At 61.9% G+C, this 24,916-nt stretch carries 22 protein-coding genes; 10 read left to right on the top strand and 12 right to left on the bottom strand.

Annotation, left to right across the window (positions count from 1 at the left end; translation table 11 throughout):
- Window positions 1-32 precede the first annotated feature (32 nt).
- On the top strand, window positions 33-155 hold the full coding sequence (locus QKD99_RS01400) for a hypothetical protein (protein WP_255342548.1): 123 nt from the start codon (window positions 33-35) through the stop codon (window positions 153-155).
- Between the two features lie 3 nt (window positions 156-158).
- Window positions 159-701, top strand: a complete 543-nt coding sequence (gene thpR, locus QKD99_RS01395; protein ID WP_347950518.1) for an RNA 2',3'-cyclic phosphodiesterase — start codon at window positions 159-161, stop codon at window positions 699-701.
- On the opposite strand, the gene QKD99_RS01390 is transcribed toward thpR, so the two are convergent.
- The 6 genes from QKD99_RS01390 to QKD99_RS01365 form a co-directional block, all read right to left on the bottom strand.
- Window positions 698-2,389 (bottom strand): FUSC family protein, encoded by a 1,692-nt coding sequence (locus tag QKD99_RS01390; RefSeq protein ID WP_347950517.1) that lies wholly within the window; start codon window positions 2,387-2,389, stop codon window positions 698-700. The genes thpR and QKD99_RS01390 overlap by 4 nt on opposite strands.
- A gap of 67 nt (window positions 2,390-2,456) precedes the next feature.
- On the bottom strand, window positions 2,457-3,911 hold the full coding sequence (locus QKD99_RS01385; RefSeq protein WP_347950516.1) for an ABC transporter ATP-binding protein: 1,455 nt from the start codon (window positions 3,909-3,911) through the stop codon (window positions 2,457-2,459).
- Complete coding sequence (locus QKD99_RS01380; RefSeq protein WP_347950515.1) at window positions 3,908-4,729, bottom strand: ABC transporter permease; 822 nt, start codon at window positions 4,727-4,729, stop codon at window positions 3,908-3,910. The genes QKD99_RS01385 and QKD99_RS01380 overlap by 4 nt, the downstream gene beginning before the upstream one ends.
- Window positions 4,729-5,697: an ABC transporter permease gene (locus QKD99_RS01375; RefSeq protein ID WP_347950514.1), complete on the bottom strand. Its 969-nt coding sequence runs from the start codon at window positions 5,695-5,697 to the stop codon at window positions 4,729-4,731. Before QKD99_RS01375 ends, QKD99_RS01380 begins: the two co-directional genes overlap by 1 nt.
- On the bottom strand, window positions 5,694-7,280 hold the full coding sequence (locus QKD99_RS01370; protein WP_347950513.1) for an ABC transporter substrate-binding protein: 1,587 nt from the start codon (window positions 7,278-7,280) through the stop codon (window positions 5,694-5,696). Before QKD99_RS01370 ends, QKD99_RS01375 begins: the two co-directional genes overlap by 4 nt.
- A gap of 39 nt (window positions 7,281-7,319) precedes the next feature.
- Complete coding sequence (locus tag QKD99_RS01365) at window positions 7,320-8,084, bottom strand: GntR family transcriptional regulator (protein WP_284766941.1); 765 nt, start codon at window positions 8,082-8,084, stop codon at window positions 7,320-7,322.
- 203 nt (window positions 8,085-8,287) lie between these two features.
- Between QKD99_RS01365 and QKD99_RS01360 the strand changes: the two genes are divergently transcribed.
- A complete protein-coding gene (locus tag QKD99_RS01360; protein ID WP_284844238.1) occupies window positions 8,288-8,824 on the top strand; it encodes a hypothetical protein in 537 nt (178 codons plus the stop codon).
- Here the strand turns inward: QKD99_RS01360 and QKD99_RS01355 are convergent.
- From QKD99_RS01355 to QKD99_RS01340, 4 genes are all read right to left on the bottom strand, one after another.
- On the bottom strand, window positions 8,821-9,840 hold the full coding sequence (locus QKD99_RS01355; RefSeq protein WP_239192482.1) for an LLM class flavin-dependent oxidoreductase: 1,020 nt from the start codon (window positions 9,838-9,840) through the stop codon (window positions 8,821-8,823). The two genes, QKD99_RS01360 and QKD99_RS01355, sit on opposite strands and share 4 nt — an antisense overlap.
- A gap of 205 nt (window positions 9,841-10,045) precedes the next feature.
- Entirely contained in the window at window positions 10,046-11,446 is a 1,401-nt protein-coding gene (brnQ, locus tag QKD99_RS01350) for a branched-chain amino acid transport system II carrier protein (protein ID WP_347950512.1), read from the bottom strand.
- Window positions 11,447-11,650: 204 nt separating this feature from the next.
- Window positions 11,651-12,781, bottom strand: coding sequence for an aminotransferase class I/II-fold pyridoxal phosphate-dependent enzyme (locus QKD99_RS01345; protein ID WP_347950511.1), 1,131 nt, complete (start codon window positions 12,779-12,781; stop codon window positions 11,651-11,653).
- Window positions 12,782-12,833: 52 nt separating this feature from the next.
- Complete coding sequence (locus QKD99_RS01340; protein WP_347950510.1) at window positions 12,834-14,744, bottom strand: ABC transporter ATP-binding protein; 1,911 nt, start codon at window positions 14,742-14,744, stop codon at window positions 12,834-12,836.
- 190 nt (window positions 14,745-14,934) lie between these two features.
- Here QKD99_RS01340 and QKD99_RS01335 point away from each other — a divergent pair, with 190 nt between their 5' ends.
- Both QKD99_RS01335 and idi read left to right on the top strand, forming a co-directional pair.
- Complete coding sequence (locus QKD99_RS01335; RefSeq protein ID WP_269953570.1) at window positions 14,935-15,483, top strand: hypothetical protein; 549 nt, start codon at window positions 14,935-14,937, stop codon at window positions 15,481-15,483.
- On the top strand, window positions 15,480-16,016 hold the full coding sequence (gene idi / locus QKD99_RS01330) for an isopentenyl-diphosphate Delta-isomerase (protein WP_269953569.1): 537 nt from the start codon (window positions 15,480-15,482) through the stop codon (window positions 16,014-16,016). The genes QKD99_RS01335 and idi overlap by 4 nt, the downstream gene beginning before the upstream one ends.
- Here idi and QKD99_RS01325 read toward each other — a convergent pair whose 3' ends face one another.
- Window positions 16,017-17,315 (bottom strand): carboxylesterase family protein, encoded by a 1,299-nt coding sequence (locus QKD99_RS01325; protein WP_347950509.1) that lies wholly within the window; start codon window positions 17,313-17,315, stop codon window positions 16,017-16,019.
- Between the two features lie 38 nt (window positions 17,316-17,353).
- Here QKD99_RS01325 and QKD99_RS01320 point away from each other — a divergent pair, with 38 nt between their 5' ends.
- Both QKD99_RS01320 and QKD99_RS01315 read left to right on the top strand, forming a co-directional pair.
- Window positions 17,354-17,569: a hypothetical protein gene (locus QKD99_RS01320; protein WP_347950508.1), complete on the top strand. Its 216-nt coding sequence runs from the start codon at window positions 17,354-17,356 to the stop codon at window positions 17,567-17,569.
- Window positions 17,562-17,801, top strand: coding sequence for a hypothetical protein (locus QKD99_RS01315; protein WP_198491887.1), 240 nt, complete (start codon window positions 17,562-17,564; stop codon window positions 17,799-17,801). The genes QKD99_RS01320 and QKD99_RS01315 overlap by 8 nt, the downstream gene beginning before the upstream one ends.
- 18 nt (window positions 17,802-17,819) lie before the next feature.
- Here the strand turns inward: QKD99_RS01315 and malQ are convergent, their stop codons facing one another.
- Entirely contained in the window at window positions 17,820-19,961 is a 2,142-nt protein-coding gene (gene malQ / locus QKD99_RS01310) for a 4-alpha-glucanotransferase (RefSeq protein ID WP_347950507.1), read from the bottom strand.
- A 94-nt stretch (window positions 19,962-20,055) separates the two neighbouring features.
- Here malQ and QKD99_RS01305 point away from each other — a divergent pair, with 94 nt between their 5' ends.
- The 3 genes from QKD99_RS01305 to QKD99_RS01295 all read left to right on the top strand — a co-directional run bounded on the left by QKD99_RS01305 (window position 20,056) and on the right by QKD99_RS01295 (window position 24,862).
- On the top strand, window positions 20,056-21,888 hold the full coding sequence (locus tag QKD99_RS01305) for a long-chain fatty acid--CoA ligase (RefSeq protein WP_347950506.1): 1,833 nt from the start codon (window positions 20,056-20,058) through the stop codon (window positions 21,886-21,888).
- Between the two features lie 252 nt (window positions 21,889-22,140).
- Complete coding sequence (locus QKD99_RS01300; RefSeq protein ID WP_005324183.1) at window positions 22,141-22,821, top strand: hypothetical protein; 681 nt, start codon at window positions 22,141-22,143, stop codon at window positions 22,819-22,821.
- A gap of 343 nt (window positions 22,822-23,164) precedes the next feature.
- Window positions 23,165-24,862 carry a hypothetical protein gene (locus tag QKD99_RS01295; RefSeq protein WP_347950505.1) on the top strand — a complete coding sequence of 566 codons (1,698 nt, stop codon included), beginning with the start codon at window positions 23,165-23,167 and terminating at the stop codon, window positions 24,860-24,862.
- The last annotated feature ends 54 nt before the right edge of the window (window positions 24,863-24,916 follow it).

The raw sequence follows: 24,916 nt of genomic DNA, 5'->3' as shown, positions 1-24,916 counted from the left end.
TGCCTCCTTTGTGGTTTGAAAGAAGTTATCGCATGCCCGAGTTTGATGATAATTCCACCGCTGTTGCGGATATTTTGCATGCCTTCGCCGTCTTTGAGCGCGAGGAAGAACACCTGCTGGACGCGGAACTGCGCCTCAACGTCTATGCCAGCTAAGTTATGATTCGCGTCTTTGCTGCGCTATTGCCGTCGGCGGCCGCGCGCGAGCATTTGGTGCATACGCTGCGGCCCATCCACGCGGCAACTACTAATGAGCTGCGCTGGACGGATCCGGATAATTGGCATGTGACCATGGCGTTTTATGGCGAGCAGCCCAATGATGCCGCGGCGGTGCGCGAGCACCTAGCCCACGCGGTGGCAGGGCGCGCGGCGTTGGATGTGCACTTGAGCGGGGCGGGGAGCTTTGAGCAGCGCACGCTATGGGTGGGCGTCGGCGGGCAAGCGCGCGGTGTGCGGGAGTTGATGGCGGAGTGCCAGCTTGCCGACGTCCCCTTTAGCCACCACCGCCCCCACCTCACCGTCGCGCGTGCCGGCCGGCGGACCCGTGAACTGTGGGCGTTGGCGGATTATGTGCGCGCGTTATCGGTGTATCGGGGACCGGATTTTCGCGCCGACCGCCTGTGCCTAATGCAATCCCACCTTGGTGAGGGCCGCGGCGGTGGCCCACGCTACGAGGTGATGGAGGAGTATCCGCTGTTTTAAGCGGCGCGGGCGGTGCGGATTTCGTGCACCAAGGAATCAAGCTCCGCGCGGGTGGCGGTGCGATCCGGGTGGGTGGTGCAGAAATCTAGCAGGAAGTAACCGGCGTGTTGTAGGGCAATGTGCCGGGCCCAGAATTGACGCACGGCATCGGGCTTATCCACGGCGAGGGACTGGATGGCGCGGCGCTCCGAGAGCAGCTCGTATTGCAGGTCGCGGCGCGCGGACAGTACGGCATCTGGGGTATTGACAAAGAGCAAGCCGAGCAGGGTGGCCATGGACTCCATCGCGCGGACCTGCAGGCGGGCCTGATTGCGCACGGGGGCGCTGCGCTGCCACAGCCACAGCACCGCGGTGGCGATGAGGATGGATAGGACGATCTCGCCGCAGCGAGCCTGGATGGTGGGCCACAGGGGCCGGGTGGCGGAGTTGCCCATGAGGAGGGCAAGTGGGGTGGAGAAGATAACGCAGATGGCGTAGTTTTTGGCAACGAAGATTTCGGCACAGAATTGGCACGCGGCCAGCGCGAGCAGGAGCGTCCAACCTTGAATGCCAAAGTAATGGAGGATAGAAAACAGCAGTACGCCGACGACAGAGCCGAGCATGCGGTGGATGCCGCGGACGGTACCCGGCACATGGTCGGGTCCCCATTGCAGCATGAGGAAAGCAGAGACCACGCCCCAGTCCGGGCGGTCGAAGCCGAGGGTAAGGCCCACCAGCACGATAATGGCCGCGGAGAGGACAATCTTTTGGGTGGTGACCATGGCGTGCGAATCCCGGACCGCGGCGCGATACAAGCGGTAGCGGCCGGTGGGGCGGGTGTGCGGGATGGCGGTGCGATCCGGATCGACGTCGGTGACATTATCGGTGAGCTGATCCGAATCGGAGCCTAAATCCAAGGCGCGGTTATGCGCCACGATGGTGTGCTGGGCTGCGAGGGCGCGCTCCACTAGGTGGGCGCCTTGGGAGTCGATGATGCGGCCGCCGCGGATAATGCGGGCGTCGGAAAGCGCCTGCCAGGCGGCAAAGAGCGCGGTCTGCGCCTGGTGGTGGCGCGCCAAGGAATCGTCGCGGTCATCTTTGAAGGCGGCCGCGGCCTTTTCGAGTGCGGCAACCGCGCGGCGCTCGGGGCCGTGGGCGTCAATAAGCGCCGGCGCCATGCCGAGCACGAGGCTGGCTATCATGCCGGTCAGCGCCCAAAAGAGCAGCTGGCCCACGGTGACGTCGGTGCGCGCGAGCATCACCGAACCGCCGCCGACCATGACCAAGAAGAAGGTGCCCGGCGGCGGCAAGCGCAGGGCATTTTGGGTAAAGCCGCACACGGCGGCCAATGTCGTGGTGTACAGGCCCGCCAGCAGCAGCCACCAATGGCCGTGGCCAGGCGCAAAGATGAGGTGGCCTACCAGCACGCCCACGGCCGCGACGGTAATGAGTGCGGTGCCGGCGGTGAGCATGACGCGCGGGCGGGTGCGATAAGGGTGGCCCTCGCCAAAGATGACGGTGAACGCGCCGGTGGAAATGAGCAGGATGGCGTAGTCGTGGCCGGTCAGCAGCGCGATGGCGCCGGGCAAGAGAATCGCCAAGCCCGCGCGCAGGGCACCAGGCCAGCGCACCGAGGCGCTATTAAACGCGGTGAGCAATTGGGTGGTGCTGGGGCGCTGCGGGATGGGATAGTCAAGCTGGGTGGCCACGGAGCGGCAGGATCCTTTCTCGGCGGAGTTATCTGACCCGACTACCTTACGCCCGAAGCCACCCGCTTTACATCTCGGCGGCCCCGATAAGCCGGCGCGTGTAGTCCGTGCTGGGCGAGGCCCACACGGAGTCGGTCGCTCCGTGCTCGATGAGCCGGCCGCGTTCAAGGACCGCAACGCTCTCGCACAGGTGGCGCACCACCGCGAGATCGTGGGTGACAAAGAGCAGGGTGAGCTTGCGCTTGGCGATGACCCCCGCCAATAACTCCAGCACCTGTGCGCGCACCGACATATCGAGGGCAGAGACGGCTTCATCGGCCAGCAAGATATCCGGCTCGCCGCACAGCGCGCGGGCGATGGAAATGCGTTGGCGCTGGCCGCCGGAGAACTCGTGCGGGAAGCGATCGAGGCTCTCGGATGGCAGCCCGACCTCCTCGAGCGCGGCCGCCGCGCGAGCGCGCTTGTCGGCCTTGCCGGGATTGCCAGGGATGGCCTCTGCGATGGATTTCCAGATTTTCAGGCGCGGGTTGAGCGAGCCTTGTGGGTCTTGGAAGACCATCTGCACACGACCGCGGACGTCGATGTCACCGCTCGTGGGCTGGTCGAGCCCGGCGATGAGTTTGAGCAGGCTGGTCTTGCCTGAACCGGATCCGCCCACGATGCCCAGACGCTCGCCTTGGCTTACGCGCAGGTCGATGGCGTCGAGCGCGGCGTGTTCGCCGTGGACCTTGCTGACCCCGCGTAGCGTCACCAACGCATCTTCCGCCGTGGCCGGAGAAAGGCTAAGTTCCGGCGGCCGCGAGGAGGCGATGAGTGTGCGGGTATAGGGATGCTCGGGTTGGGCAAGCACGCGCTCGGTGGGGCCGGATTCCACCACCGCGCCCTGGTGCATGACTAGGACGTTGGGGCACATGCGGCGAATGACGCCCAGGTCATGGGTGATGAAGACCAGCGCGGTGCCGCGAGCCTTGGTTACGCGCTCGATGACGCGCAGCACGCCATCTTGCGTGGTGGCATCCAACGCGGTGGTTGGTTCATCGCAGATGAGCAGATCGGGGTGGCCGGCCATGGCCATGGCAATGAGCACGCGCTGGCGCTGGCCGCCGGAGAGCTGATGTGGGAATCGGGAGGCAATGTCGGCATCAAGCTCCACCTCTTCGAGAGCGGTTGCGGCATCGCGCACCCCGGCTTGAGCCAGCTGCTTGCCCACGCGCATAAGCGGATCCAACGCGCTCATCGGTTCTTGGAAGACCATGGCCATGGTTTTCCCGCGCAGGGGGCGGATGCGGGCATCGCGTGCGCCGACTACATCGTGGCCATCCACGGTGACGGAGCCGCTCGCGCGTACCCCATCGGGTAAAAGCCCCATGATGGATAGCGCAGTGAGCGATTTTCCGGAGCCGGATTCACCAATTATGCCGAGCTTTTCACCGGCCGCGAGCTCGAAGTTAAGCGGTCCCACAAGGGCAGTGGTGGACCCGGGGGTCGTCACAGCCAGGTTATCTACTTTGAGCAGGCTCATCGCGCGGATCCTTTCAGGCGGGGATCGAGGAGGTCACGGAGGGCGTCGCCAAGCAGGTTAAAGCCCAGCACCGTGGCAGCAATGGCCAGCCCCGGCCAGAAGGCCTGCAGGGGAGCGGTGCCCAGCAGCGACTGGGAATCTTGCAGCATGCGGCCCCAAGAGGCTGCCGGCGGGGCAGTGCCCAGGCCGAGGTAGGACAGGCCGGCTTCGGCCAGGATGGCAAGGGCGAAATAGACGGAGGCCTGCACGATGAGCAGCCCGGTGAGGTTGGGAAGGATATGGCGCAGCGCCACCTTCCAGCCCGGCACCGCGGAAATGCGCGCGGAGGAAATAAAGTCCTGCGTGATAACCTGCAGCGTGCCCGAACGCGCCACGCGGGCAAAGGAGGGAATGCCGGCGATGCCGATGGCAACCATGGCCGTCAGCGTCGAAGGGCCCCACACCGCGCCGGCAATAATCGCCAACAGCAGCGCGGGGAAGGCAAGCAGTAGATCCGCGCCGCGCATCACCAGCGCATCGGCCCACGTGTCCCGGCGCATGCCGGCCAGGATGCCCAAGGGCACGCCCACGAGGGCGGCGATGCCCACCGCAATGAGCCCGACAAAGACCGTAATCTGGGCGCCCGCCATGATGCGGGAGGCGGTATCGCGCCCAAAGCGGTCCGTGCCCAGGAGATGCTCGGCGCTGGGGCCGGCAAGGCGCACATCCGGGTGCGCCAGCGTCGGGTCATAGGGCGTCCACACCAGTGAAAGTAGCGCCATCAGCACCGTGGCGGCAACGAGGAAGGCACCCAGCCAGCCAGAAAAACGCAGCTTCATTATTTCTCACCTGCCGTGATGCGCGGATCGATGAATCGGTAGGCCACATCCGTTAAGGCGTTGACCACCAAGGCGAAGGCAACGAGCAGCATGACCAGGGTTTGCACCGTGGTCAGATCGCGCACCGATACCGCATCCAACAGCATGGAACCAATACCGGGGATGACAAAGACGGATTCGATCACCACCGCTCCCACGACCATCGTGGTCAGCTGCACGCCGGCCACGGTAAGTACCGGCAGCGCCGCATTGCGCAGGCCATGGCGCTTGAGCGCCTCCCACGGGGACTGGCCGAGCGCACGGGCGGTGCGGATATAGTCCTGTTGCAGCACATCAAGCACCGCCGAGCGCACGTAGCGCGTGAGCATTGCGCCCTGCACCACGGCTAGCGCAATGACCGGCAAAATAAGGTGGCGGATAAACTCGCCCGCGCCCTGGTTCGGCGGCACCCACCCATTGGCCGGCAGCCAGCCCAGATGGACGGCAAAGATGGCCACCAGAATGATGCCGAGGAGGAAGCTTGGCACCGCAATGCCCAGCTGCGTACCGGCAGAAACTACATCCGCGCCGCGGGTACGGTTGCGCAGTGCCAGCCACATGCCCACTGGGATAGCCCCGGCCAGCGCAAGCAGCATCGCCAGGCCAATGAGGATGAGCGTGACCTGGACGCGGTCTAGCACCAGCGGCGTAATATCCTGCTGCGAGGACAAAGACTGCCCAAAATTGCCGGTAAATAGGCCCTTTACCCACTCCCAATATTGCGTAAGCAGCGGGCGATCCAGCCCCAGCTCGGAGCTCAGCTTGCCGACGGCCTCTTCGGTCGCATTGACCCCCAGCGCCACCCGCGCCGGGTTGCCCGGCACCGCGCGCATGAGCGCAAAAATGATGATGGAGGCTACAAAGAGCGTCAATGCGAAGCGCAGCAGCGGGCGCACGATGGCGCGCCCCGTGGTGCGAAGGGAACTCATTGGGCCTCCTTTTCGGTGTTTTCTGCGGCGGTGGTTTTGGCGCTCGAGTCCGCGTCCGCGTCGGCAGAGGTTAGGTCGCGCAGGATGAGCGCGTCGGTGACCTGATCCGGATGCAATCCGCGCACGCCGGCGCGGGTGAGCACGATATTGGGCATATTCATCAACGTCAGCGCGCCAGCATCCGCCATGATCTGATCCACGGCCTGTGCCATGAGCTTGGGGTAGTCCTTCTCGGGGGCGGAATCGGCTTGGGCCAAAAGTTCACGGGTGCGTGGGGAATCGTAGTTGAGGTAATAATCCGGATCGCCGAACAAGGTGGGCATATCGCGCGGCTCCACGTGGGAGATGAGCGACATCTGATAGTCCTTGGCGCCCATGACCTGGCCTAGCCACACGGCCGGGAATTCGGCGGATTCCAGCGTCACCTTAAAACCAACCTCAGTAAGCTGCGAGTACAGCAGCTCGGCGACGGTCTGGGCGTAGGGCAGCGTCGGCGTGGTCAGCGTAATTTCGGCGCCTTCCGCGCCGGCCTCCGTGAGCAGCTGGCGGGCTTTTTCTGGGTCGTAGTCGTAGTAGTGCTTGTCCTCGAACCACGGATCCGTAGGCGGGATCGGTGCGCCGCCGGTGTCTTTAGCCATGCCATTCCACAAAATGTCATTGGCCGCCGTGCGGTCCACGGCATAGGCCACGGCCTGGCGCACCCGTCGATCGTCGAAAGGCGCGCGGGCATTATTCATGGACAACAGCACCTCACCATTGGTGGTGCCGACCTCGGTAGCGATGCCCTCTTTGACGTCATCAAGAAGCTCCGGGTTCTGCACGCCCCAGACCACGTCTACGCCGCCGGCCTGCAGCGCATTGACCGAGGAGATGGTATCCGGGAAATAGCGCACCGTGACATCCTGTGCGGCGGGCTTTCCCCAATAGCCGTCGCGAACGTGCAGCTCTACGAATTCCGAAGGCGCAAAGCGGGAAACCTCATAGGGGCCGGTCCCCACCGGCTGGGCGGCGAGGTTATCCATGCCGTGTGGCGTCATCATCGCGCCGGTGGCTGTTCCCATGGACCACAGCCAGCCATTCGACGGCTGCTTGAGGCGTACCTGAAGCGTGTGCTCCTCGGCTGCGGTGACCTTGTCTACCGGATCCATGGCCGCGGCGATGCCGTTGGTCCACTTCTCGCGCACGTAGTTAATGGAAAAGGCGGCGGTCTCAGCGTTAAAGGCATCGCCATTGGAAAAGGTGACGCCCTCGCGCAGGTGGAAAGTATAGGTGCGGGCGTCATCGCTGATATCCCACGAAGTGGCAAGCCCTGGGGCAATGGAGCCGTCTTCATCGATGCGCACAAGGGTCTCGTAGACGTTGTCCATAAGCACGGCGGGGATAGCGGCGCCACCGGTGGTGGTGAAATCCAGCGAGGTGGCCGCAGAAGTGGAAGCCACGGTGAGGGAAGAAGGTGCGGTGTCGCTGCCTGCCTGGGTAGTATCGACCACCGCGGTATGGCCCGCGGAACACGCCGAGAGGGTTCCTACAGCGGCCGCCATGGCAAGGCTGCCCAGTGCCCTACCGGCACGAAATCTTCTCATAGAAAGCAGGGTAGCCGGTGGATATAGCTGCCGTGAAACTTATGCAAAATTGCCCGGAGTGGGGATAACTTCTAGGGGGGATACGCCCCCGCGCACGCTATTCATCGCCAATTTCATGCGGTCCGCTCGGTAGAGGTAGACCGCCAATTCCACCGGTTCGCCGGAGTGGTTGGAAATCTCCATCTGCAGCCGCCACAGCGGGGTACCCGTAGCCACGCCAAGCGCTTCAGCGTCCTCCGCATCGGCTTCTTCCAACGTGAGTTCGCGGCGCACATTATCAAAGTCCACGCCGCACTCGCGCAGGTGCGCGTGAATGGATCCGGCATCCGCATCGAAGTCCAAGATGTGCTTTCCCACCACCATGGGGAAATACATGCGCTCGATGGCAATGGGGTGGTCTTCGGTATAGCGCACGCGGTGGACAAAGACGACATTTTGTTCTGGGTCTACGCGCAGAAAGCGGGTGATGTCCCGCGGCGCGCGGCGGCGAGCTAACCAGAGGGTGTGCTGCTGTGGATCTACGTCATATTCGCTCAGCCAGCTGGAAATGGAGTAAATCGATTCAAAAAGCTCTGCCTGGGTGGAGGCCAAAACGGTAGAGCGGCGCCCGCGGCCTGAGGACACTAGCCCTTTGGCCCGCAAAGCCGCAACGGCTTGGCGCACGGGGCCGCGGGAGGAAGAAAACTTCTCGCACAAATCTGCTTCACTAGGCAGGAAATCGCCTGGTTGCAGCACGCCGGAGCTGATCTGTTCTCGCAGGTAATCAGCGATCTTCTTATGCTGCTGTTTATCGCGTGGGCTCATTCAACCTTTGTCCTTAGTTTCTCCGGGGCCTTTCCCAGCGGAGCGAAACACAGTAATGTTATTCCATTTTGCAAAGGCGCGCTAATGCAACAAAGCTACCGAGCATGTGCTCCCCCGCCCGGCCAAGGGGAAGGCAAAGGAAAAGGCCACGCGCCGTCCGACCAGCACCGAGATGCTAAGCGAGCACGCTAGGCTAAGTGTCCGTGGACGAGAGCACCGAAACGATTGAAATACGCGCGGCCAGCGGCAGCGCGCGCCTAGGCAGGGCGGTAGCGGTGGCGGTCCTTATTGCCGTCGCGCTGCTAGTAATCGGTGGGGTGCTTATCTACTCGGCGTTGCAAGAACCGGCCGATTCGCGCCTGCACTCCGTTTATCTCATTGCCGCGCTCATGCCCCTAGGCGGGGCGATGTGCGCCATGCTGGCGGTGGTGGCCTCCGTGCGGCGCCGGGCGCGTCCGGTGCTGCGGATCGGCGAGGAGATTTCCTTGCCCCACCAGCGGACCAGTTTCGCCGCCTCTGAGCTAGAGCGCGTGCAGTTCTATTCGCTCGGGCCGGATCAGAATTTCCTTGCCCTGATTCCAGGCGGGGTGCGCGTTTCTACCTTGGACGAGGCCCAACGGTATTCGGCCCGCCTGCCGGAGCAGGCGAACCTGGGCCCGCGGGAACTTGAGGGGAAGCTCCGGGAACGGTTTCCCGGCGTTCCCATTGACCACCTAGGTCAGGTGCGGGCCGAAGACTAGCTCGGGGTGCCAGCTACGCGTGCCGGATCGAGCTGCCAGCCCTGCGCGAGCAGCTGCATATTCTTGATTACTTCTTCGTGCGAGCTGGACTGCAGCGAGACCATGAGCTCATCAGCCTTGGCGTGCTCTTGGAAGGTATCGAGGTAGTTGGCCACCTCATCAGCGGTGCCGACAGCGGAGTACTTCAGCATGTCTAGGATCTGCTGGCCCTGGTAGGAGCCGATGATCTGCTCTACTTGTTCATCGGTGAGGTGCTTGCCGCGGCCGGCGAAGGCCTTGACGCGGTTGAAGCACACCCGCTCGTATTCTTCCTGTGCTTCTTGGGTGGTATCGGCGGCGGTGACGTTGACGCCGGCGATGACATAGGGCTTGCTAAAGCGCTCGGAGGGCTGGAAATGCTCGCGGTAGTAGGTGGTGGCCTGCTCGAGGTGCTGCGGGGCGAAGTGGGAGGCAAAGGCATAAGGCAGGCCGAGCTTGGCGGCCAGCGAGGCGCCGAACATGGACGAGCCCAAAATATAGATAGGCACGTTGGTATTCGCGCCTGGAATGGCACTGACTCCCGGGATATAGGACTTGCCCTCGAGGTAGGAGTTGAGCTCCTTGACGTCCTCGGGGAAGCGCTCGGCAGAGTGGGCGTCACGGCGCAGCGCGCGGCCCAGGGTATTCATGTCTGTGCCGGGGGCGCGGCCCACGCCCAAGTCAATGCGCTCGGGGTACATCTCCTCCAAGGTGCCGAATTGCTCGGCGATGACATAAGGGGAGTGGTTGGGCAGCATCACGCCGCCGGAGCCCAAGCGGATGCGCTCGGTCTTCGCACCGATGTGGGCGATGAGCACGGCCGGGGAAGAGGACATGATGGACTTCATATTGTGGTGCTCGGTGTACCACATGCGGGAGTAGCCCAGTTTTTCTGCTTCCTGTGCCAATTGCACGGAGCGGGCGATGGACTGTGCTGGAGTTTCGCCCTCATAGATGGTGCAGAAGTCCAAGACGGAAAGATGCGCGCGTTCGGTCACGGTGGAGGGCCTTCCTTTGCTTCGGTAGATGCTCTATAAGTTCTCTCCTTCCAACGGTACGCGCCACCCGACTATTCCTGTCGGGGGCGATCCAGCAAGGTTGCGTGGGGAGCTAGAGACGCACAGAAAACTCCCCTCCACCTCGGCGCTGCGATGCAGTGCGGAAGGGGAGGGGAGTGGAGCGGAGTGAAACAGGAGAAGGGTACTAAGCCTCAGCGAGGGCCTCAGCCTCGGCCGGTTCTTCCGCTTGTGGGTTGGCGGCGGCGTGCTTCTCGCCGGCCTTGGTGGCGATATCGACAACGAGGCCGATGACTGCCGCGATAGCGGTAGGAACAATCCAGCCCAAGTCCACGGACTGGCCGGGCGCCAAGCTCAAGAGGGGATCGAGTGCGTCGGCGCCCCAGCCCTGGGCGGCGATGACGGACAGAGCCGACCACAGCACCGATACCCACAGCGCCAGGCGGTAGGTCCAGTAGAAGACGACGGACTTCTTTACTGCCGGCTGGAACAGGGTGAGAGCGATGAGGGAGATAGCCGGTGGGTACAAGAAGGTGATGAACGGAACCGCGATGGACAGCACCGTATCCAGGCCCTGGAAGGCAAAGAGGATGGACAGCGCGGTAAACAGGCACGCCCATACGTGGTACTTGACCTTGGGCATGAGCATCTCAAAGAAGGCCGACGTGGAGGTGATAAGGCCCACCGCGGTGGTCATGCAGGCCAGGATGACGATGGCAGAGAAGACGGCCTGGCCGATGGTGCCCATGGTGAGATTGGCGGCGTCGGCAAGCAGGGGCGCTCCCGACTCATAGGACTGGCCGTTAGGGATAGTTTGGCCCACCCAGGCCAAGCCCAGGTAGATCGCGCCCAGCAAAAAGCCGGCAATAAGCGCGGCGGTGATCGTGCCATTGACCAAGGACTTGCGGGTCTTAAAACCCTTGGAGCGCAAGGAAGCGACAATCACGATGGAAAAGGCCAAGCCGGCAATCGCGTCCATGGTGTTATAACCCTCGAACAGGCCGGTGACCATGGGGGAAGAAGAATAATCCTCAGTAGGGGTTTGGGGATCGCGGCCGTTGCTAAAAGCGGCCAAAGTGATAAGGACGATCAGCAGCGCTACCAGGGCTGGGGTAAGGAACTTGCCCAAGGTATCGATGATGGTGTTGGGGCTCCAGGCCAGCACTAAAGCGATAAGGAAGAAGACGATATTGAAGATGCCATTGGCCATCGTTCCTTCCCAGCCCAGAAGCGGGGTGATGGCGGTTTCCATGGACACGGCGCCGGTACGCGGCAGGGCGTAGAAAGCGCCGATGGCCAGGTAGGCCATCACGGAAAAGACCAGGCCGAAGAGGGCTCCGCCGTTAGAGCTCAAATCGCGCACGGAGCGGCCAGAAATGGCAACGGCAACAATAGCTAGGACCGGAAGGAGCACGCCGGCGGCCAGGAAGCCGAGGACGGCGGGCCAAAAGTTGGTGCCGGCCGAAACGCCCACCATGGGCGGGAAGATGAGGTTGCCGGCGCCGAAGAACATCGAAAACAGCATCAGCGACGCGATTACGATGGTGGCACCGGGCTTAGAGGTGCTTGACGCAACTGGGGTAGCCATTGTGGCTCCTTAATTTTCCATGTACAGCTAGAATGCGAGAAAGCTTTCCCATTCCGCCGAGGGTGGTGGCGGAGGCGGGGTGCCTCTTCGCGGTCCGAGATGGCGGGTCACGCCTGTTCGTGTAATGAGACATTACCGCCCACATGGTGAGAAATCAAAGCGTGGGGGTGACGCAGAATACATGGCGGCCCCAGCTGGGCCGGATTAATCGAGAGCCGCGAAGGCACGCTCCATGCGGTCGAGTGCCTCTTCTAAGATCTCGCGTGAGGTAGAGAAATTCAACCGCGCATGGCCCGGGCCGCCGGTGCCAAAGGTATCGCCCTCATTAAGCGCTACCTTCGCATTCTCCCGCAACCACTTGGCCGGCTGCGGGTTGCCGCCGATAGCGGTATCGGCAAAGTCCAACCACAGCAGGTAGGTGGCGTCCGGCTTGCTGGTCTTTAAGCCGGGGATGCGCTGAGGCAGCTCCTCCACCAACCAATCGCGGGTCTGCCGCAGGTACGCTATTTCTTCATCGAGGAAGTCGCCGCACTCGCGGTAGGCAGTTTCCGCAGCAAGCACGCCCAAGGTGCCCGTGCCATCCTTGGCCACGCCTGTGAGGCCATTCCACGTGTGTACATCGGCCGTGTTGGAGAAAATGATCTGCGCGCACTTGAGCCCGGCAATATTAAAAGCCTTGGAGGTGGCGGTTACCGTGATGGTGCGCTCCGCGGCCGCCGCGCTAAGCGACGCCACCGGGATATGCCGCCCCTCATAGACCAGTGGGGCGTGGATTTCATCGGCGAGGATGCGCGCGTCATACTTTTCAGCCAGCTTCACTAGCTCGGTGAGGTAGTCCTCGTCCAACACCCGTCCGAGCGGATTATAGGGATTGGCCAACAAAATAGAGCCCGCGCCCGCCTGGAAGGCGCGCTCAATATCGTCGAGCTCCAAGCTGGTCTCGATCTTCTCACGGCCCGCGGTGCGTGGCAGTTCCAAAAGCGGTGGGTAGGAAGGAACCGGCACGACCACGGGGGAGTCCTCACGGGTGAAGTACTGCACGCCGAGCAATAGGCCGCGCACTACATCGCCAATCCAAAAGATATGCTCCGGGTTGGGGCGCCAGCCGTAACGGTCGTTGTAGAAATCTGCCACTGCTTCGCGCAGCCCCGAGGCCTTGGGAGCTGGGGTATAGCCAAAGGTTTCCTTATCCACCAAGTCTTCCAGCGCCTTCTTTATGGCGGGCGCGGTGGGGAAGTCGGATTCCGCAATCCAGAGCGGCAGGACGTCTTCCTCGAAGACGGTCCACTTGCGGGTTCCGCGGGCTTGCAACTCTTCTAGGCTAGGAAACTCCATGGCCATAACCATAACGCGAAGCTCGCGGCCACCCCAGCGCTTTTATGCGCTTTTATTCATCTTCCTTGTCGGCCCACCGGGAGTCCTCCTCCTCGTCTTCGGATTCGGAGGCAGGGCCGGAGACAAAGCCATACTTCTTCAACCGGCGGCGGTCCGCGGCCGAGGTGGATTGGGTGAGCTTGAGCAACTCGGCATAAATACCACCGGATTGCGCCAGTTCGGCCGGCGAGCCCATCTCATCAATGCGGCCGCGATCCAAGGTGATGATGGTATCCACGTCTGCAATGGTGGAGAGACGGTGGGCAATAATCAGCGTGGTGCGGTCCTTCATTAGCTCATCCAGACCGGCCTGCACAGCGCGCTCGGACTTGGTATCCAGAGCCGAGGTGGCCTCATCCAGCACCAGGATGGGCGCGTCCTTGAGCATGGCGCGCGCCACGGAGACGCGCTGCTTCTGCCCGCCGGAAAGCTTCAGACCGCGCTCACCAATGACCGTGTCATAGCCGTCCGGGAAGGCTTGGATGAACTCATGGGCATTGGCCCGCTTGGCGACGTCCACGATTTCCTCCTCCGTGGCACCCAGCTTGCCATAAGCGATGTTCTCGCGAATGGTGCCGGAAAAGAGGTAGGACTCCTGGAAGACCACGCCCACCGAGGCGCGCAGGCGCGAGGCGGTGAGATCGTCTACTCGGTGCCCCAGCACATCGAGGTGCCCGGCCGAGGGATGGTAAAGGCCTAGCAGGAGGTTGACTAACGTGGACTTGCCGCCGCCGGATTCGCCCACGAGCGCGACCTTGTGTCCCTCAGCGGCGGCGAAGGAAATATCCTCCACCACGGGCTTGCCTTCCTCGTAGGCGAAGGAGACATGGTCAAAGGAGAAGACCGGCGCGCCGGGGGTGGGCTCCAGCGGGCGTACCGGGGTGAGGTCGAGCTGCGGGGTATGCGAACCGGTGGTGGCGGCAACCAGCTCGCGCGGTGCGGTAGGCTCGAGTTCTTCTTCCATGACCTTGAAGTAGTCCTTGGAACCGGCGATGGCGCGCTGGGCGGTATCGACAATCCAGCTCATCATGAAAACCGGCTGCTTCGCACTGGAGACCATTTGTAGCAACATGACCATATCGCCTAAGGAGAAATGCCCCTCGAGCGTGCGCCAGAAGATTACGCCGTAAATGCCGAGGAAGATAACCGCCATGGCTAGGCCACGGAAGGTATCCATCATGTGCCACCAGCGTGACTGCGGCTTGGTGGTATCGACCACGGTGCGGTAGCGCTGAGCAAAGTGGGAGAGCTCGCGGGTTTCGCTCACGAAGGACTTAGCCACCTTGACCTGGCCGATGACCTCCGCGAAGCGGCCGTTGGCGACGTCAATATTCTCGTTTTTGACGGCCTCAAATTTCTGCCAGCGCTTCGAGGTCAGCGCGGTAAGCCACATATAGACCGGAAAGAGTAGCGCGAGCAGGACGGCCAGCGGCCAGTAATACCACGCGGTAATGGCCAGCACCGCGAGGGTCTGGATGATCATCGTGAAGAAGTTATTGGCAAAGGACTGCACGAACTGCGTGATATTGGCAATCGAGCGATCTAGCCGGGCGATGATCGTGCCGGTGACCTGGTTATCGTAATAGCCCTGCGGGAGGGCCAGCAGCTTGGCAAAGTAGCGCGTGGACAAAATCTCGCGCAGGCGCGAGACCATGACATCGCCGATGTAGCCGCCGATATTGCGGAAGAGGGCATTGGCGGCGTCGGCAAGAAAAAGCGCCACTGCCAGCAACAGCACCGTGCGCAGCGCATCGCCCAGTGGGGCGTCGTTCTGCAGGGCGCCCACGATGGTATCGGTGGCTTCGCGCGTCAAAAACGGCGAGATCAGTGCAACGACCGCAGTGATCGTGGCGGTCAGCAGCACGCCTAAATAAAAGGGCCACAGGGCAGAGGCACTGCGGGTAATGCGCAAAATGGAATTCATAAGTAGACCACACTCACTTCGAAACGGCGGTTAGTGCGCGGAATTAGGGAAAGGGGGGGAGAGATTTAAGCGACTGCCCAGTATGCCATATGCGGCGTTAACGAGCGTAAATACTTAAGTTCAGGGAGGTTTAGGCTAAGGTACTTGTGCAGAAATACAACAATCTTCGCGTGCAAAGGATCCATCCACGGTGAAAATTTCCCACACACTCGGCGCGGGCGTGGTCAGCGTACTCGCCGTGACCCTGACCGGATGTAGCGTTCTCCAGCCGGAAGAAACCGGGCTGGGGGACAATATCACCGTCTCCAGCTCCGAAGAGGCCCCGTACGAGGCCAAGGACACCGATGATAAAGAGATCACCTCTAATCTTGCCGAGCCAGTAAAGGATAAGGGCTTGGGCGTGAGCTGGGAACTACAGGGAGTGTATTCCGATAACAACTCCGGTGGCTCCGTGGTGACCATCCTGCTGAAGAATGAAAACGACGTGCCCTTGCCGGTCGACGCCTTTGAAGATCCCACCCTTGAGCGTGCCGACGGCAACGGCGGCTGGGCCAAGATCAACTCCTTGCCCTATGACAAGGAATCTGCCCCAGACGTGGAGCCACCGGGGCTCGATCACCCGTTGGGCGCGGGCGCCTCGGTAAACCTGCAGTACCGCTTTGACGTGACGCCCGGCAACCTGTGGAATGCACGCTTGCACATTGGCAACGTGACCTGGGTAGGAGACCTTAATCTATGACGGAACTTGTAGTCTTGGCCTCTGCCGCGGGTGAACCCATCGGCACCGCTCCCAAGGCCGAAGTTCATACCACCGATACTCCGCTGCACTTTGCCTTCTCCGCCTGGCTAACCTGCAGCGGCAAGGTGCTGGTAACCCGCCGCGCGCTGGGTAAGCTCACCTGGCCCGGGGTGTGGACCAATGCCTTCTGCGGCCACCCCGCCCCCGGCGAGGAAACCGCCGATGCGGTCCTGCGCCGCGCCACCTTTGAGTTGGGTATTGCGCCTGAAGACCTGTCTACCCCGCAGCTTATCCTGCCGGACTTTTCTTATCGCGCGGTGGATTCCTCGGGCACGGTAGAAAATGAAATCTGCCCGGTATATACCGTCGAGCTTGCCCCCGACGCCGCCTGGGAGCCCAACCCCGAAGAAGTAGATTCCTACCAGTGGGTCGAACCAGCACGGCTTTTTGCTGCCGCCGATGCCATGCCTGGCGTCTTTAGCCCGTGGATGATTGATGAGCTAGCGGACGAAAAGCTACGTGCCGCGCTGTAATTAAAGCTCGTCGTCGTTGTAGAAGGCTGCGGCCACGTAGTCCAAGGTCGCATAGGCTAGGCGGCGCTCGCCTGTATCTAGGTCAAATTCCAGCACCCGGTGGTCATCGCCATAGTTGGGGAATCCGGGCTCACCCGTGGTGGCAAACTGGCGTAGCCACTCGTTGAGCTCTTCGGCGGGGGTATCCTCGCCGGCCTCGTTCCCGCTTCTGCCAAACAGCGGGCCCAATTCCGCACAATGCACCGCAGGGGAATCGGTGCGCGTAAACTCCATCATCCACGTCGGGCCCGGGGAATGCGCAGCCACCTGGGCGGTCCAACGGCGCACTGCGGCATCACCGATGAGTCGGCCCATCGGCCGCTGCGGGTCCACGTAGTGCGCCAATTGCCGCCACTGCTTGAAGCGTCCCTGCGAAATCCCAAACTTGGGTGAAAGGTAGCTGGTAATAAAGCCCGCCAGCGCCATCTTGTCAATGCGCTGGGCTTGGGGCATGTCATAGAACTCATCGCGGGTAGACGTCACCACGATAGGGATATCCGCCAATTCTTCGGCGCGCAGTGGTGCAGGGCCCAAGACGACATCGAAGCGATATTTCTTGCGGAATTTGGCATACCCCTTGGCCAGCGATTCCGGGTCCATTTTTTCCAAAGCCTCGCGCGTTACCGGCACGCCGAGGGCCTTGCGCAGGTCGGTGACGCGGTGCTCAAAGCGGTCGCGCGGGAAGGCCGGCGAGAGCGCCAGCACGCGGCGGAAACCGCCCCGGAAGTGATCGCGGCGTGCGAGCCACAGGCTTATCGCCGCCCCGGCGGATTGGCCCACCAAGGTGATATTGGTCTTATCGCCACCAAAGGCCTCGATATTGTCCTGTAGCCACTCCAAGGCCAAGAGGCAATCATCGATGCCGCGGTAGCGGTCCGCCTCGTCGCCGTCGAAGCGTGCAAAGCCGGCCAAGCCCACCCGGTAACCCACGTTGACCTGGATTACCCCGTGGCGGGCATTCTTTTCCCCAGACAGCCGCGGATCCTCGTGCGATCCGTGCTCAAAGCGCCCGCCGTGAATATAGACCACGACGGGGCAGTCGTTGGCATCGGCAGGAGTGGTAATGGACAAAGCGATATCTGCTGGGTGCGGCTCGCGGGCATCCTGGTCGCGAGTGTCTTGGAGCGGCTCGGCAGGCGAGTAGGCGCTGGGGATGGTGCTATAGCGCACCGAATGGAAATAATGCAGGCCATCGCGGCGCACGCCGGTGATCCGGCCGGAAGCGGTGGCGACGGTAACAGGAATCTGGGCGCTTGACATGTCAGCCAGACTACCGCGAGCAAGTAGGATAAGTAGCCATGGAGTGGTTGACGAGCTTGGGCAGCACGCTATCGCAATTGTTGGTGCAAGCGCCCGTGTGGATTCAAATGGTCATCGTGGTGGCCATCGCCGTGCCACTCATGGTGGTCGTAGCGTGGTGCCTGATGTGGGGTGTCGATTACGTAGCCAACCGAGGCAAATGCATGATTTCCCAGCAACGCAGCCGCAGCACTAAAGTAGACCACCATGGCTGAGGAAAATAACGAGCGCGCACGACAAGAGCGCGCTGAGCTGCGCGCTAACCCCCGCGAGGGTCTTTGGGACCCCGAAGCAAAGCGCGCCGGCCAGTCATCCGCCTCGGCGGCTACGCCAGGTGCACAGCCCGTAAAGCGCAAGCGCGCCCTGCCCAAATCCCGCGTCTCTCTCACACTGTGGACGATGATCGCGCTGGTCATCGTCGTCGCCCTCATTGGCCTGTGGACCTAAACCCGCTCCACCGCCGCATCAGTGCCTAGGCCCAGCGTTAGCTTTCCGGCTGGTGGCCTCTAAGCGCTGGAAGAATTCCAGACTAGGAAGATCCTCAATGAGCAGGGGAGCGCCGTTGGTATCACATAGCGGCACGCACCAATTGGGATAAAGATCGTTCGTGGTACCTGGCTGATTTTGTGCGCGCACATCACCCACCATGTCCACCAAGCTGGTGCACGCGAGAGCCGAAGGTGTATCTGCGATATAGCGATGCAGCGCTACGCTTATATCCTCCTCCGCGCCGCGAGAAGCGCGCTCATCCGGATCTACGAGGTAATCGCGCTGCGGCAAGAGGCCGCGATCCGCCACGGTGCCGAGGACACGGGCCTGCCACTCGATGTCATCGCGCTGCTCGTCCTCCACCGATCGGGTCAGCACGCCTAAGCGCGCGCGGAGCGAGATATGATCGCCGCGCAGGTACGCCAAGGTCGGTGGCAGATCGTGCGTATTGACCGAGGACAGCGCCAGCTGGCGGTACTTTTCCTGTGGCAGTGGAGAGTAGTTATCATCGTCGCGTTCAAACCATACGATGGAGGTACCCAGCACCGCCTTCTGCGCGAGCACGTCTTGTACCCACGGCTCGACGGTGCCGAGGTCCTCACCAATGACCACCGCACCGGCGCGCTGCGCCTCTAGCGCCAAGATGCCCACCATGGCCTCAAAGTCATAGGAGACATAGGTGCCCGTCAGCGGGCTGGCCATGCGCGGGATCCAGTACAGGCGGAAAAGGCCCAAGATGTGGTCCACGCGCACCCCGCCGGCATGGTGCAGCACGGTGGAGAGCATCTCGCGCCACGGTGCATAGCCCGTGGCGGCCAGGCGCTGCGGGTGCCATGGTGGCTGCGACCAATCCTGGCCCTGCTGGTTATAGTCATCCGGCGGGGCGCCTACCGAGCACTGCGGCGCCAAATACTCTGTGAGGTTTACGGCATCGGCGCCGCCCGGATGCACACCCACGGCAAGGTCAGTCACCAGGCCCAGGCGCATGCCGGCATCGAGTGCGCGCTGCTGCGCCGCGGCTAGCTGCTCATCGCACAGGAACTGCAGCCAGGAATAAAAGCGCGTGAGCTTGTCCATGTCCAGGCCCTCGGCATGGCGCTGGCCCGACTGCGCGGCGGCGTCTTGTTGCGCGCACCAATACGCGAAATCGCGCAGGCCACGGCCCTCCTCGCGGGCGTAGCGCACGAAGGCCTCTTCGCGCTCCGGGGAGGGCTGGTAGTTAAAGAGCTCGCGCAGCACCTGCAGTTTAGCCTCAAAAATGGTGTCGCGCTCTATTTCTTCGGCGCTGCGGTTGCGCTGGCGAAACTCCTCCGCCAGCTCGCGCACATCATCCTGTAAGTCCTCCGGTAGGAGCTTGAGCTCCGGGATGGACTCGATGTGCAAGTAGAGCGGGTTGATAAAGCGCCGCGTGGTGGGCAGGTACGGCGAGTCCTCGACCGGTGGTAGCGGTTCGGCGGCATGTAGCGGGTTGACCAGCAAGAAATCCGCGTGCGGTGCGAGTGTTTCAGCTAGCTGCCCCAAATCTTGGAAATCACCGATACCCCAAGAAGACTCCGAGCGAACCGAATAGAGCTGCGCCATCACGCCGCTAATGGGGCGCTCCACAAACTCATCGGCCGTAGAAAGGCGCGCCGGGGTGATAATTAGCGGGCAGGCATGCTTGCCGGTGCCCCCGGACTCCAGCACCAACTCGTGGTATCCCATGGGCAGATCGCCGGGGATGTGGAAGCTCGCCTCGCCCCAAAGCGTGCCATCGACGTTCGCGTCTGGGGCATCATTGGGATCCTGGTAGACCTCGCGGGTGCCTCCTTCCTCCAACTCAATGTGTACGTTGGCGGCATCGCCCGCGTGCACGTGGACCACGAACCCGCGCTCTTGGCCCTGGGGTGCGACCACGCAGTGGGGGAGGGGCTGGGAGGAGCGGTCCAGGTAGTCGTCGTAAAGCAGCTGCGTTAGCGCCGCATCGTCTGGATTGTCATCGATGGCCACGCCCAAGGCGCGCAGGGTATAGGCAATAGTGTCATCAGCGACGTGGACGGGGAAACCAGACTGGGAGGTATAGCTGGTGGCCACGCCGTGGCGCTGAGCGAGTTCTTCAAGCAAGTCGCGGGTAGTCACAGGCCACATTGTGCCACGGGGACAACGCGCCTGCTGGGGAACAGATTGGTACAGTAGGCGGAGATTAATAATTAGCTGTTCGAAAGGACACCGCGTGACCCTGCAAGAAGTGCATACCCCAGCGCAATTTACTATCGAGCCGGGCGAAACCTGCCTGACCGCCCTGATGGACACCGCGAAGAAGCGCCCTCACGGCGTCATGTTCACCCGCCCGGCTAACTACGAGTGGGTCAACGTTACGGGCAAAGAATTCATCGATGAGGTCTTTGAAGTAGCCCAGGGACTTATCGCCCTGGGTGTGCAGCAGGGGGATCGCGTCGCCCTCATCTCTGCCACCCGCTATGAGTGGTCCCTGCTGGACTTCGCCATCTGGGCCGCCGGTGCCGCCTCCGTGCCGGTCTATCCGTCCTCTTCTGCCTCCCAGGTGCGCTGGATCATTGAGGACTCCGGCGCCGTGCTCGCCATCACGGAAACCCGCGAGCATTCCGAGCTGGTAGAAAACTTGGTGCTGCAAGAAGACGGCGAGCCGAACCTCAAGGGCTCCCCATCGCAGCTGCGCCGCGTGTTGGAGATCAACTCTTCTGCCATCGATACCTTGAAGTTTGAGGGCCGCGGCGTGACCGCCGACGAGGTCTACGCCCGCATCAAGGCCACCTCCACCGATGACCTGGCCTCCCTGGTGTATACCTCGGGCACCACCGGACGCCCCAAGGGCTGCATCCTGACCCACCGCAATTGGCTGGCCCAGACCCGTGGCCTGTGCACCAACCCCATCGGCATCTTCGCCGTGCCGGGCAGCCATACCCTGACCTTCCTGCCGCTGGCCCACGTCTTTGCCCGCGCGGTATCCATTGCGGTGGCCATGCGCGGCGCCTCCCAGAACCACTGGTCGGACTTTTCCACCATTTCTATCGAGTTCGCCCGCTCCCGCCCGAATGTCATTTTGGGCGTGCCGCGCGTCTTTGAGAAGGTGCGCAACTCTGCTGCCGCAAAGGTGGCCGATTCCGGTATCAAGACCTTGCTTTTTGAGCAGTCCGAGAAGGTAGCCATCGAGTACTCCAAGGCTTTGGATAAGCCGGAGGGGCCGGACCGCTTCCTCAAGGCCAAGCACAAGGTCTTTGACAAGCTGGTGTACTCCAACATCCGTAAGGGCGTGGGCGGCAACGTGAAGTACTGCATTACCGGCGGCTCCGCCATGGGCCACGACCTGCTGCACTGGTACCGCGGCATCGGCATCCCGGTCTATGAGGGCTATGGCTTGACCGAGGTCGCCGCCGCGGCCGCGGTGGACTTTGTGGATCAGTCCATCGGCACCGTTGGCCCGCCGATGGGTGGCGTGACCTTCCGCATCAACGATGAAGGCGAAATCTGCATCAAGGGAGATATCGTCTTCCACGGTTACTGGAATAATCCGGAAGCCACGGCCGAGGCCCTCGAGGATGGCTGGTACAACACCGGCGATCTGGGTGAGATTGATGAGGACGGCAAGCTCGTTATCACCGGCCGCAAGAAGGACCTCATTGTCACGGCCGGCGGCAAGAATGTCTCGCCTGGCCCGATGGAGGATATCCTGCGCGGACACCCGCTTATCTCCCAGGCCATGGTGGTAGGCGATGGCAAGCCCTTCGTTGGCGTGCTGCTGACCCTGGATCCGGACATTTTGAAGCGCTGGAAGCTGGACCACAACATTCCGGAGAATCGCTCCATGCGCGAGCTGGCCACCGATCCGACCCTGCGCGCAGAGCTGCAGGATGCCATCAACCAGGTCAACGCCACCGTCTCCCATGCGGAGGGCATCAAGAAGTTCTACATCCTCGAATCTGACCTTACCGAGGAAGAAAATGAGCTGACCCCCACCATGAAGGTTAAGCGCAACGTGGTAGCGCAGCGCTATGCTGCAGCCATCGAGCACCTGTACAAGCGCTAGGCTGCGCGACGGGTACACCCGAGGGAATTCCCTCGGGTGTTTCTTTATGCCCTGCTTGCCGACGCCCCCTTCTGCAGCTCACCCCACCATCTTTGCTTCAGTGCGGGCGAACCTGCCATAAACCTGTGAATGGCTTCGGAGTGTCGCGCGCTTGCGGCGGCGGATCTCGCATAAAGTCGTGAGGCGTTACAGCAAACCTCAACCTCTACTAGAGGTTAGAAATGGGACCGTGGAAGGAGTGGCTCGAAGCCTATGCATAAAATCGCCGCCGAGCTGCGCCACCGCGAGCTTACGCAAGAGATTTACAATATCGGCGACGAAGTCGCAGAATATCTCGAGCACCTCATTGAAGCCATCGAGGATTGGGACGAAGAGCTGTGCATGGATTGCCTAGCTGAGCTGGGCGATATCGTCGAAGACGCCCGCGTTGACTCCGGCCGTTGTGTGGGCGAGCTGATGGGCCTGCGCCAAGCTCTGGTCTCCGGTGTGCGCTCCGGTACCATTTCCGCCGCTTCTTCCGGCGTGAATGACGTGGAAGAGCCGGAACAACTTACCCCGCGCCTATTGGATGAGCGATTCCCCATCTCCAAGCCCATCGTGGTGCACGAGCTGGCCGAGTCCCTGCGCTCTCGCACCCAGGCCGTGGCGGATTACCTCCGCGAGGTAGTCGAGTACGTGCTCGCGCAAACCGACGCCGTGGCCCGCAACCTCGATATGGTCTCGCTGCCGCACTTGTACAAGCGCACCGGCGAGTCCGCACTCATTGCGGTTCAAGCATGGAAGCACACGGTGCTGGATACCCACCCGGCCTATGTCCGCACGATGCGCGGGCATAACCCACCGCAGTTCTTAGAAGAGCGCGCCCGCGTTGCTGCAGTGGTGGAAAAGGTCCGCGCTAAGCGCGAGGCGGCCCGCCGGGCTACAACTGCATAAATCACATAGACTTCCTTGTTTCACGCAAGGGGATGTTCACGGCCACCGAGATTCCCTCTCTCGGTGGCCGTTGAAGTTTTCTGCACTAGGGTGCCCCAATTCGGGGAAGCATTTAGGGAAATTTTAGGTTAACGGCCGTTCCATACAATTTCTGTTATGCCTGTTCAGTGGCTTGGGTGCTGTATCCAGCGGTATTGTTGCTAAGTCAACCTTAAAATCTAAGTAGAAAATACTCTTAACGCGCTGTACGGTATTCCCTGTCCATGCGAACGCCGCGACCTAGCACCATCCACACGCGGCGAGCGCAATCTCATTTATAATCACATTTACAGGGAGTTAATCCATGGGCGCACGCCGAACTTCTCGCCTTATTGCCAGCGCAGTGGCCGTAGCCACCTTCTCTTCCATCACTGTTGTGCCTACCGCCGTCGCGGCTGACGACACCACCTTCGTCGAGGAAAAGACCACCGACGATACCGTAAGCCTCAACGGCATCGAATTCGATGAAGACGGCAACCTGCTGGAGGAAAACAACGCCGGCGATAAGGCGATGGAAGAACTCGATGCGGAAGAAGACGCTGCCGAGTCCATCACCCCGTACGCCGTAGACGGCGCGGAGGAGACCGCCGAAGCTCCGGCTTCTGAGGAGTCTGCAAAGCCGACCACCCTCGAGGAACTTGCACAGACCGAGGCCTCCAACGGCGACGTCAACGTCAAGGTGGTCAAGGATGAGAAGAGGGACAAGCTCGTTTGTGAGGTAACTGATGCCCCTGACAAGGAAGGCAACATGCTTGACCTCAAGCTTGCGCTGGCTAAGGCCTTCTACGATGGCGGCGAAAAGATCCTCAAGACCGTCTGGGAGATCATCCCGGTTGTCGGTGACTTGGTTCCGGCCGATTTCATTGACAAGATTTCCGGCAAGACCTGGGACGGCATTGCCAAGCTGGTCAAGGAAGGCGAGAAGGACAAGACCGTGACTTGGGATCTCTCCCGGGCCCAGGGCATGGCCATCGGCCGTATCGATAACGCCGATGCCGACGTTGATATGAACAACCCGGAAGGCGCTAAGAAGACCGTTTCCGGCCTGCTCAAGTTCGCAGACGGTGTCTTTGGTAAGGGCACCAAGGTAATCCTCAAGCTCTTTAATGCAGCCGTTACCATCGCCGGCCTGGTTCCTGGTGCCGGCGTTGCTGGCGACTTGAAGCTGAGCAAGGACCAGCAGAAGAGCATCGAAGACTCCCTGAACAACATCTCCACCGCAGCTTCCGATCTCGCGGCCGTGAACGCCCCAGCCGGCCAGCTGTGCTCCGATATGCTCAACGGCAAAAAGACCAAGGACCAGCCTGCTGAGGACAACCCTTCTGAGGAGCCTTCCTCTGAGGAGACCACTTCCGAGGCTCCGGCTTCTGAGGATGCTACCTCTGAGGAGACCACCCCGTCTGAGTCCGCAGAAGAGACCTCCACCGAGGAGACCTCCGCTGAAGAAACGGCCACCGAAGAGCCGACCTCCGCAGAAGAAACTTCCGCTGAAGAGCCGACCTCTGAGGAATCCACCGAACCTTCCACTACCGAAGCTGCGGTTGTTCCGGGCAAAGACGGCCAGGATGGCGTAGACGGTAAGGACGGCCAGGATGGCCAGGATGGCCGCGACGGTCGCGATGGTCGTGACGGTCGTGACGGTAAGGATGGCGAGAACGGCCGCGATGGTCGTGACGGTCGTGACGGTAAGGATGGCGAGAACGGCCGCGATGGACGCGATGGTCGTGACGGCCGAGACGGTGAGGATGGCCAGGACGGTAAGGATGGCCGCGACGGCGAAGACGGCCAGGATGGTCGCGATGGCCGCGACGGACGTGACGGCCGCGATGGCATCAACGGTAAGGACGGCAAGGACGTAGACATGTCTTCCGTCGCAGGGTTCTCCTTCCTGGCTGCGCTCGTAGGCGGCGGCACGGTGCTGGGCATCCTGTCCACCATTGACTACCTCTACACCCACGGCATGCTGCCGAAGAACAGCGTCCCATGGCGCATCAACCAGTAAGACCTTTCATTTGAGGCAGTAGCTGGAAACATTGGAGCCTTCGCGAGCATATGC

Source organism: Corynebacterium sp. c3Ub_189, from assembly GCF_039907195.1.
In the GTDB taxonomy this organism is placed as follows: domain Bacteria; phylum Actinomycetota; class Actinomycetes; order Mycobacteriales; family Mycobacteriaceae; genus Corynebacterium.
This window is presented reverse-complemented; position numbering and strand designations above follow the sequence as displayed.

Coding starts and splice junctions, on each gene's coding strand:
- QKD99_RS01400 (WP_255342548.1), top strand. CDS start 33: ATGCCCGAGTTTGATGATAATTCCACCGCTGTTGCGGATATTTTGCAT.
- thpR (WP_347950518.1), top strand. CDS start 159: ATGATTCGCGTCTTTGCTGCGCTATTGCCGTCGGCGGCCGCGCGCGAG.
- QKD99_RS01385 (WP_347950516.1), bottom strand. CDS start 3,911: ATGAGCCTGCTCAAAGTAGATAACCTGGCTGTGACGACCCCCGGGTCC.
- QKD99_RS01380 (WP_347950515.1), bottom strand. CDS start 4,729: ATGAAGCTGCGTTTTTCTGGCTGGCTGGGTGCCTTCCTCGTTGCCGCC.
- QKD99_RS01375 (WP_347950514.1), bottom strand. CDS start 5,697: ATGAGTTCCCTTCGCACCACGGGGCGCGCCATCGTGCGCCCGCTGCTG.
- QKD99_RS01370 (WP_347950513.1), bottom strand. CDS start 7,280: ATGAGAAGATTTCGTGCCGGTAGGGCACTGGGCAGCCTTGCCATGGCG.
- QKD99_RS01365 (WP_284766941.1), bottom strand. CDS start 8,084: ATGAGCCCACGCGATAAACAGCAGCATAAGAAGATCGCTGATTACCTG.
- brnQ (WP_347950512.1), bottom strand. CDS start 11,446: ATGGCTACCCCAGTTGCGTCAAGCACCTCTAAGCCCGGTGCCACCATC.
- QKD99_RS01345 (WP_347950511.1), bottom strand. CDS start 12,781: ATGGAGTTTCCTAGCCTAGAAGAGTTGCAAGCCCGCGGAACCCGCAAG.
- QKD99_RS01340 (WP_347950510.1), bottom strand. CDS start 14,744: ATGAATTCCATTTTGCGCATTACCCGCAGTGCCTCTGCCCTGTGGCCC.
- idi (WP_269953569.1), top strand. CDS start 15,480: ATGACGGAACTTGTAGTCTTGGCCTCTGCCGCGGGTGAACCCATCGGC.
- QKD99_RS01325 (WP_347950509.1), bottom strand. CDS start 17,315: ATGTCAAGCGCCCAGATTCCTGTTACCGTCGCCACCGCTTCCGGCCGG.
- QKD99_RS01320 (WP_347950508.1), top strand. CDS start 17,354: ATGGAGTGGTTGACGAGCTTGGGCAGCACGCTATCGCAATTGTTGGTG.
- QKD99_RS01315 (WP_198491887.1), top strand. CDS start 17,562: ATGGCTGAGGAAAATAACGAGCGCGCACGACAAGAGCGCGCTGAGCTG.
- QKD99_RS01300 (WP_005324183.1), top strand. CDS start 22,141: ATGCATAAAATCGCCGCCGAGCTGCGCCACCGCGAGCTTACGCAAGAG.
- QKD99_RS01295 (WP_347950505.1), top strand. CDS start 23,165: ATGGGCGCACGCCGAACTTCTCGCCTTATTGCCAGCGCAGTGGCCGTA.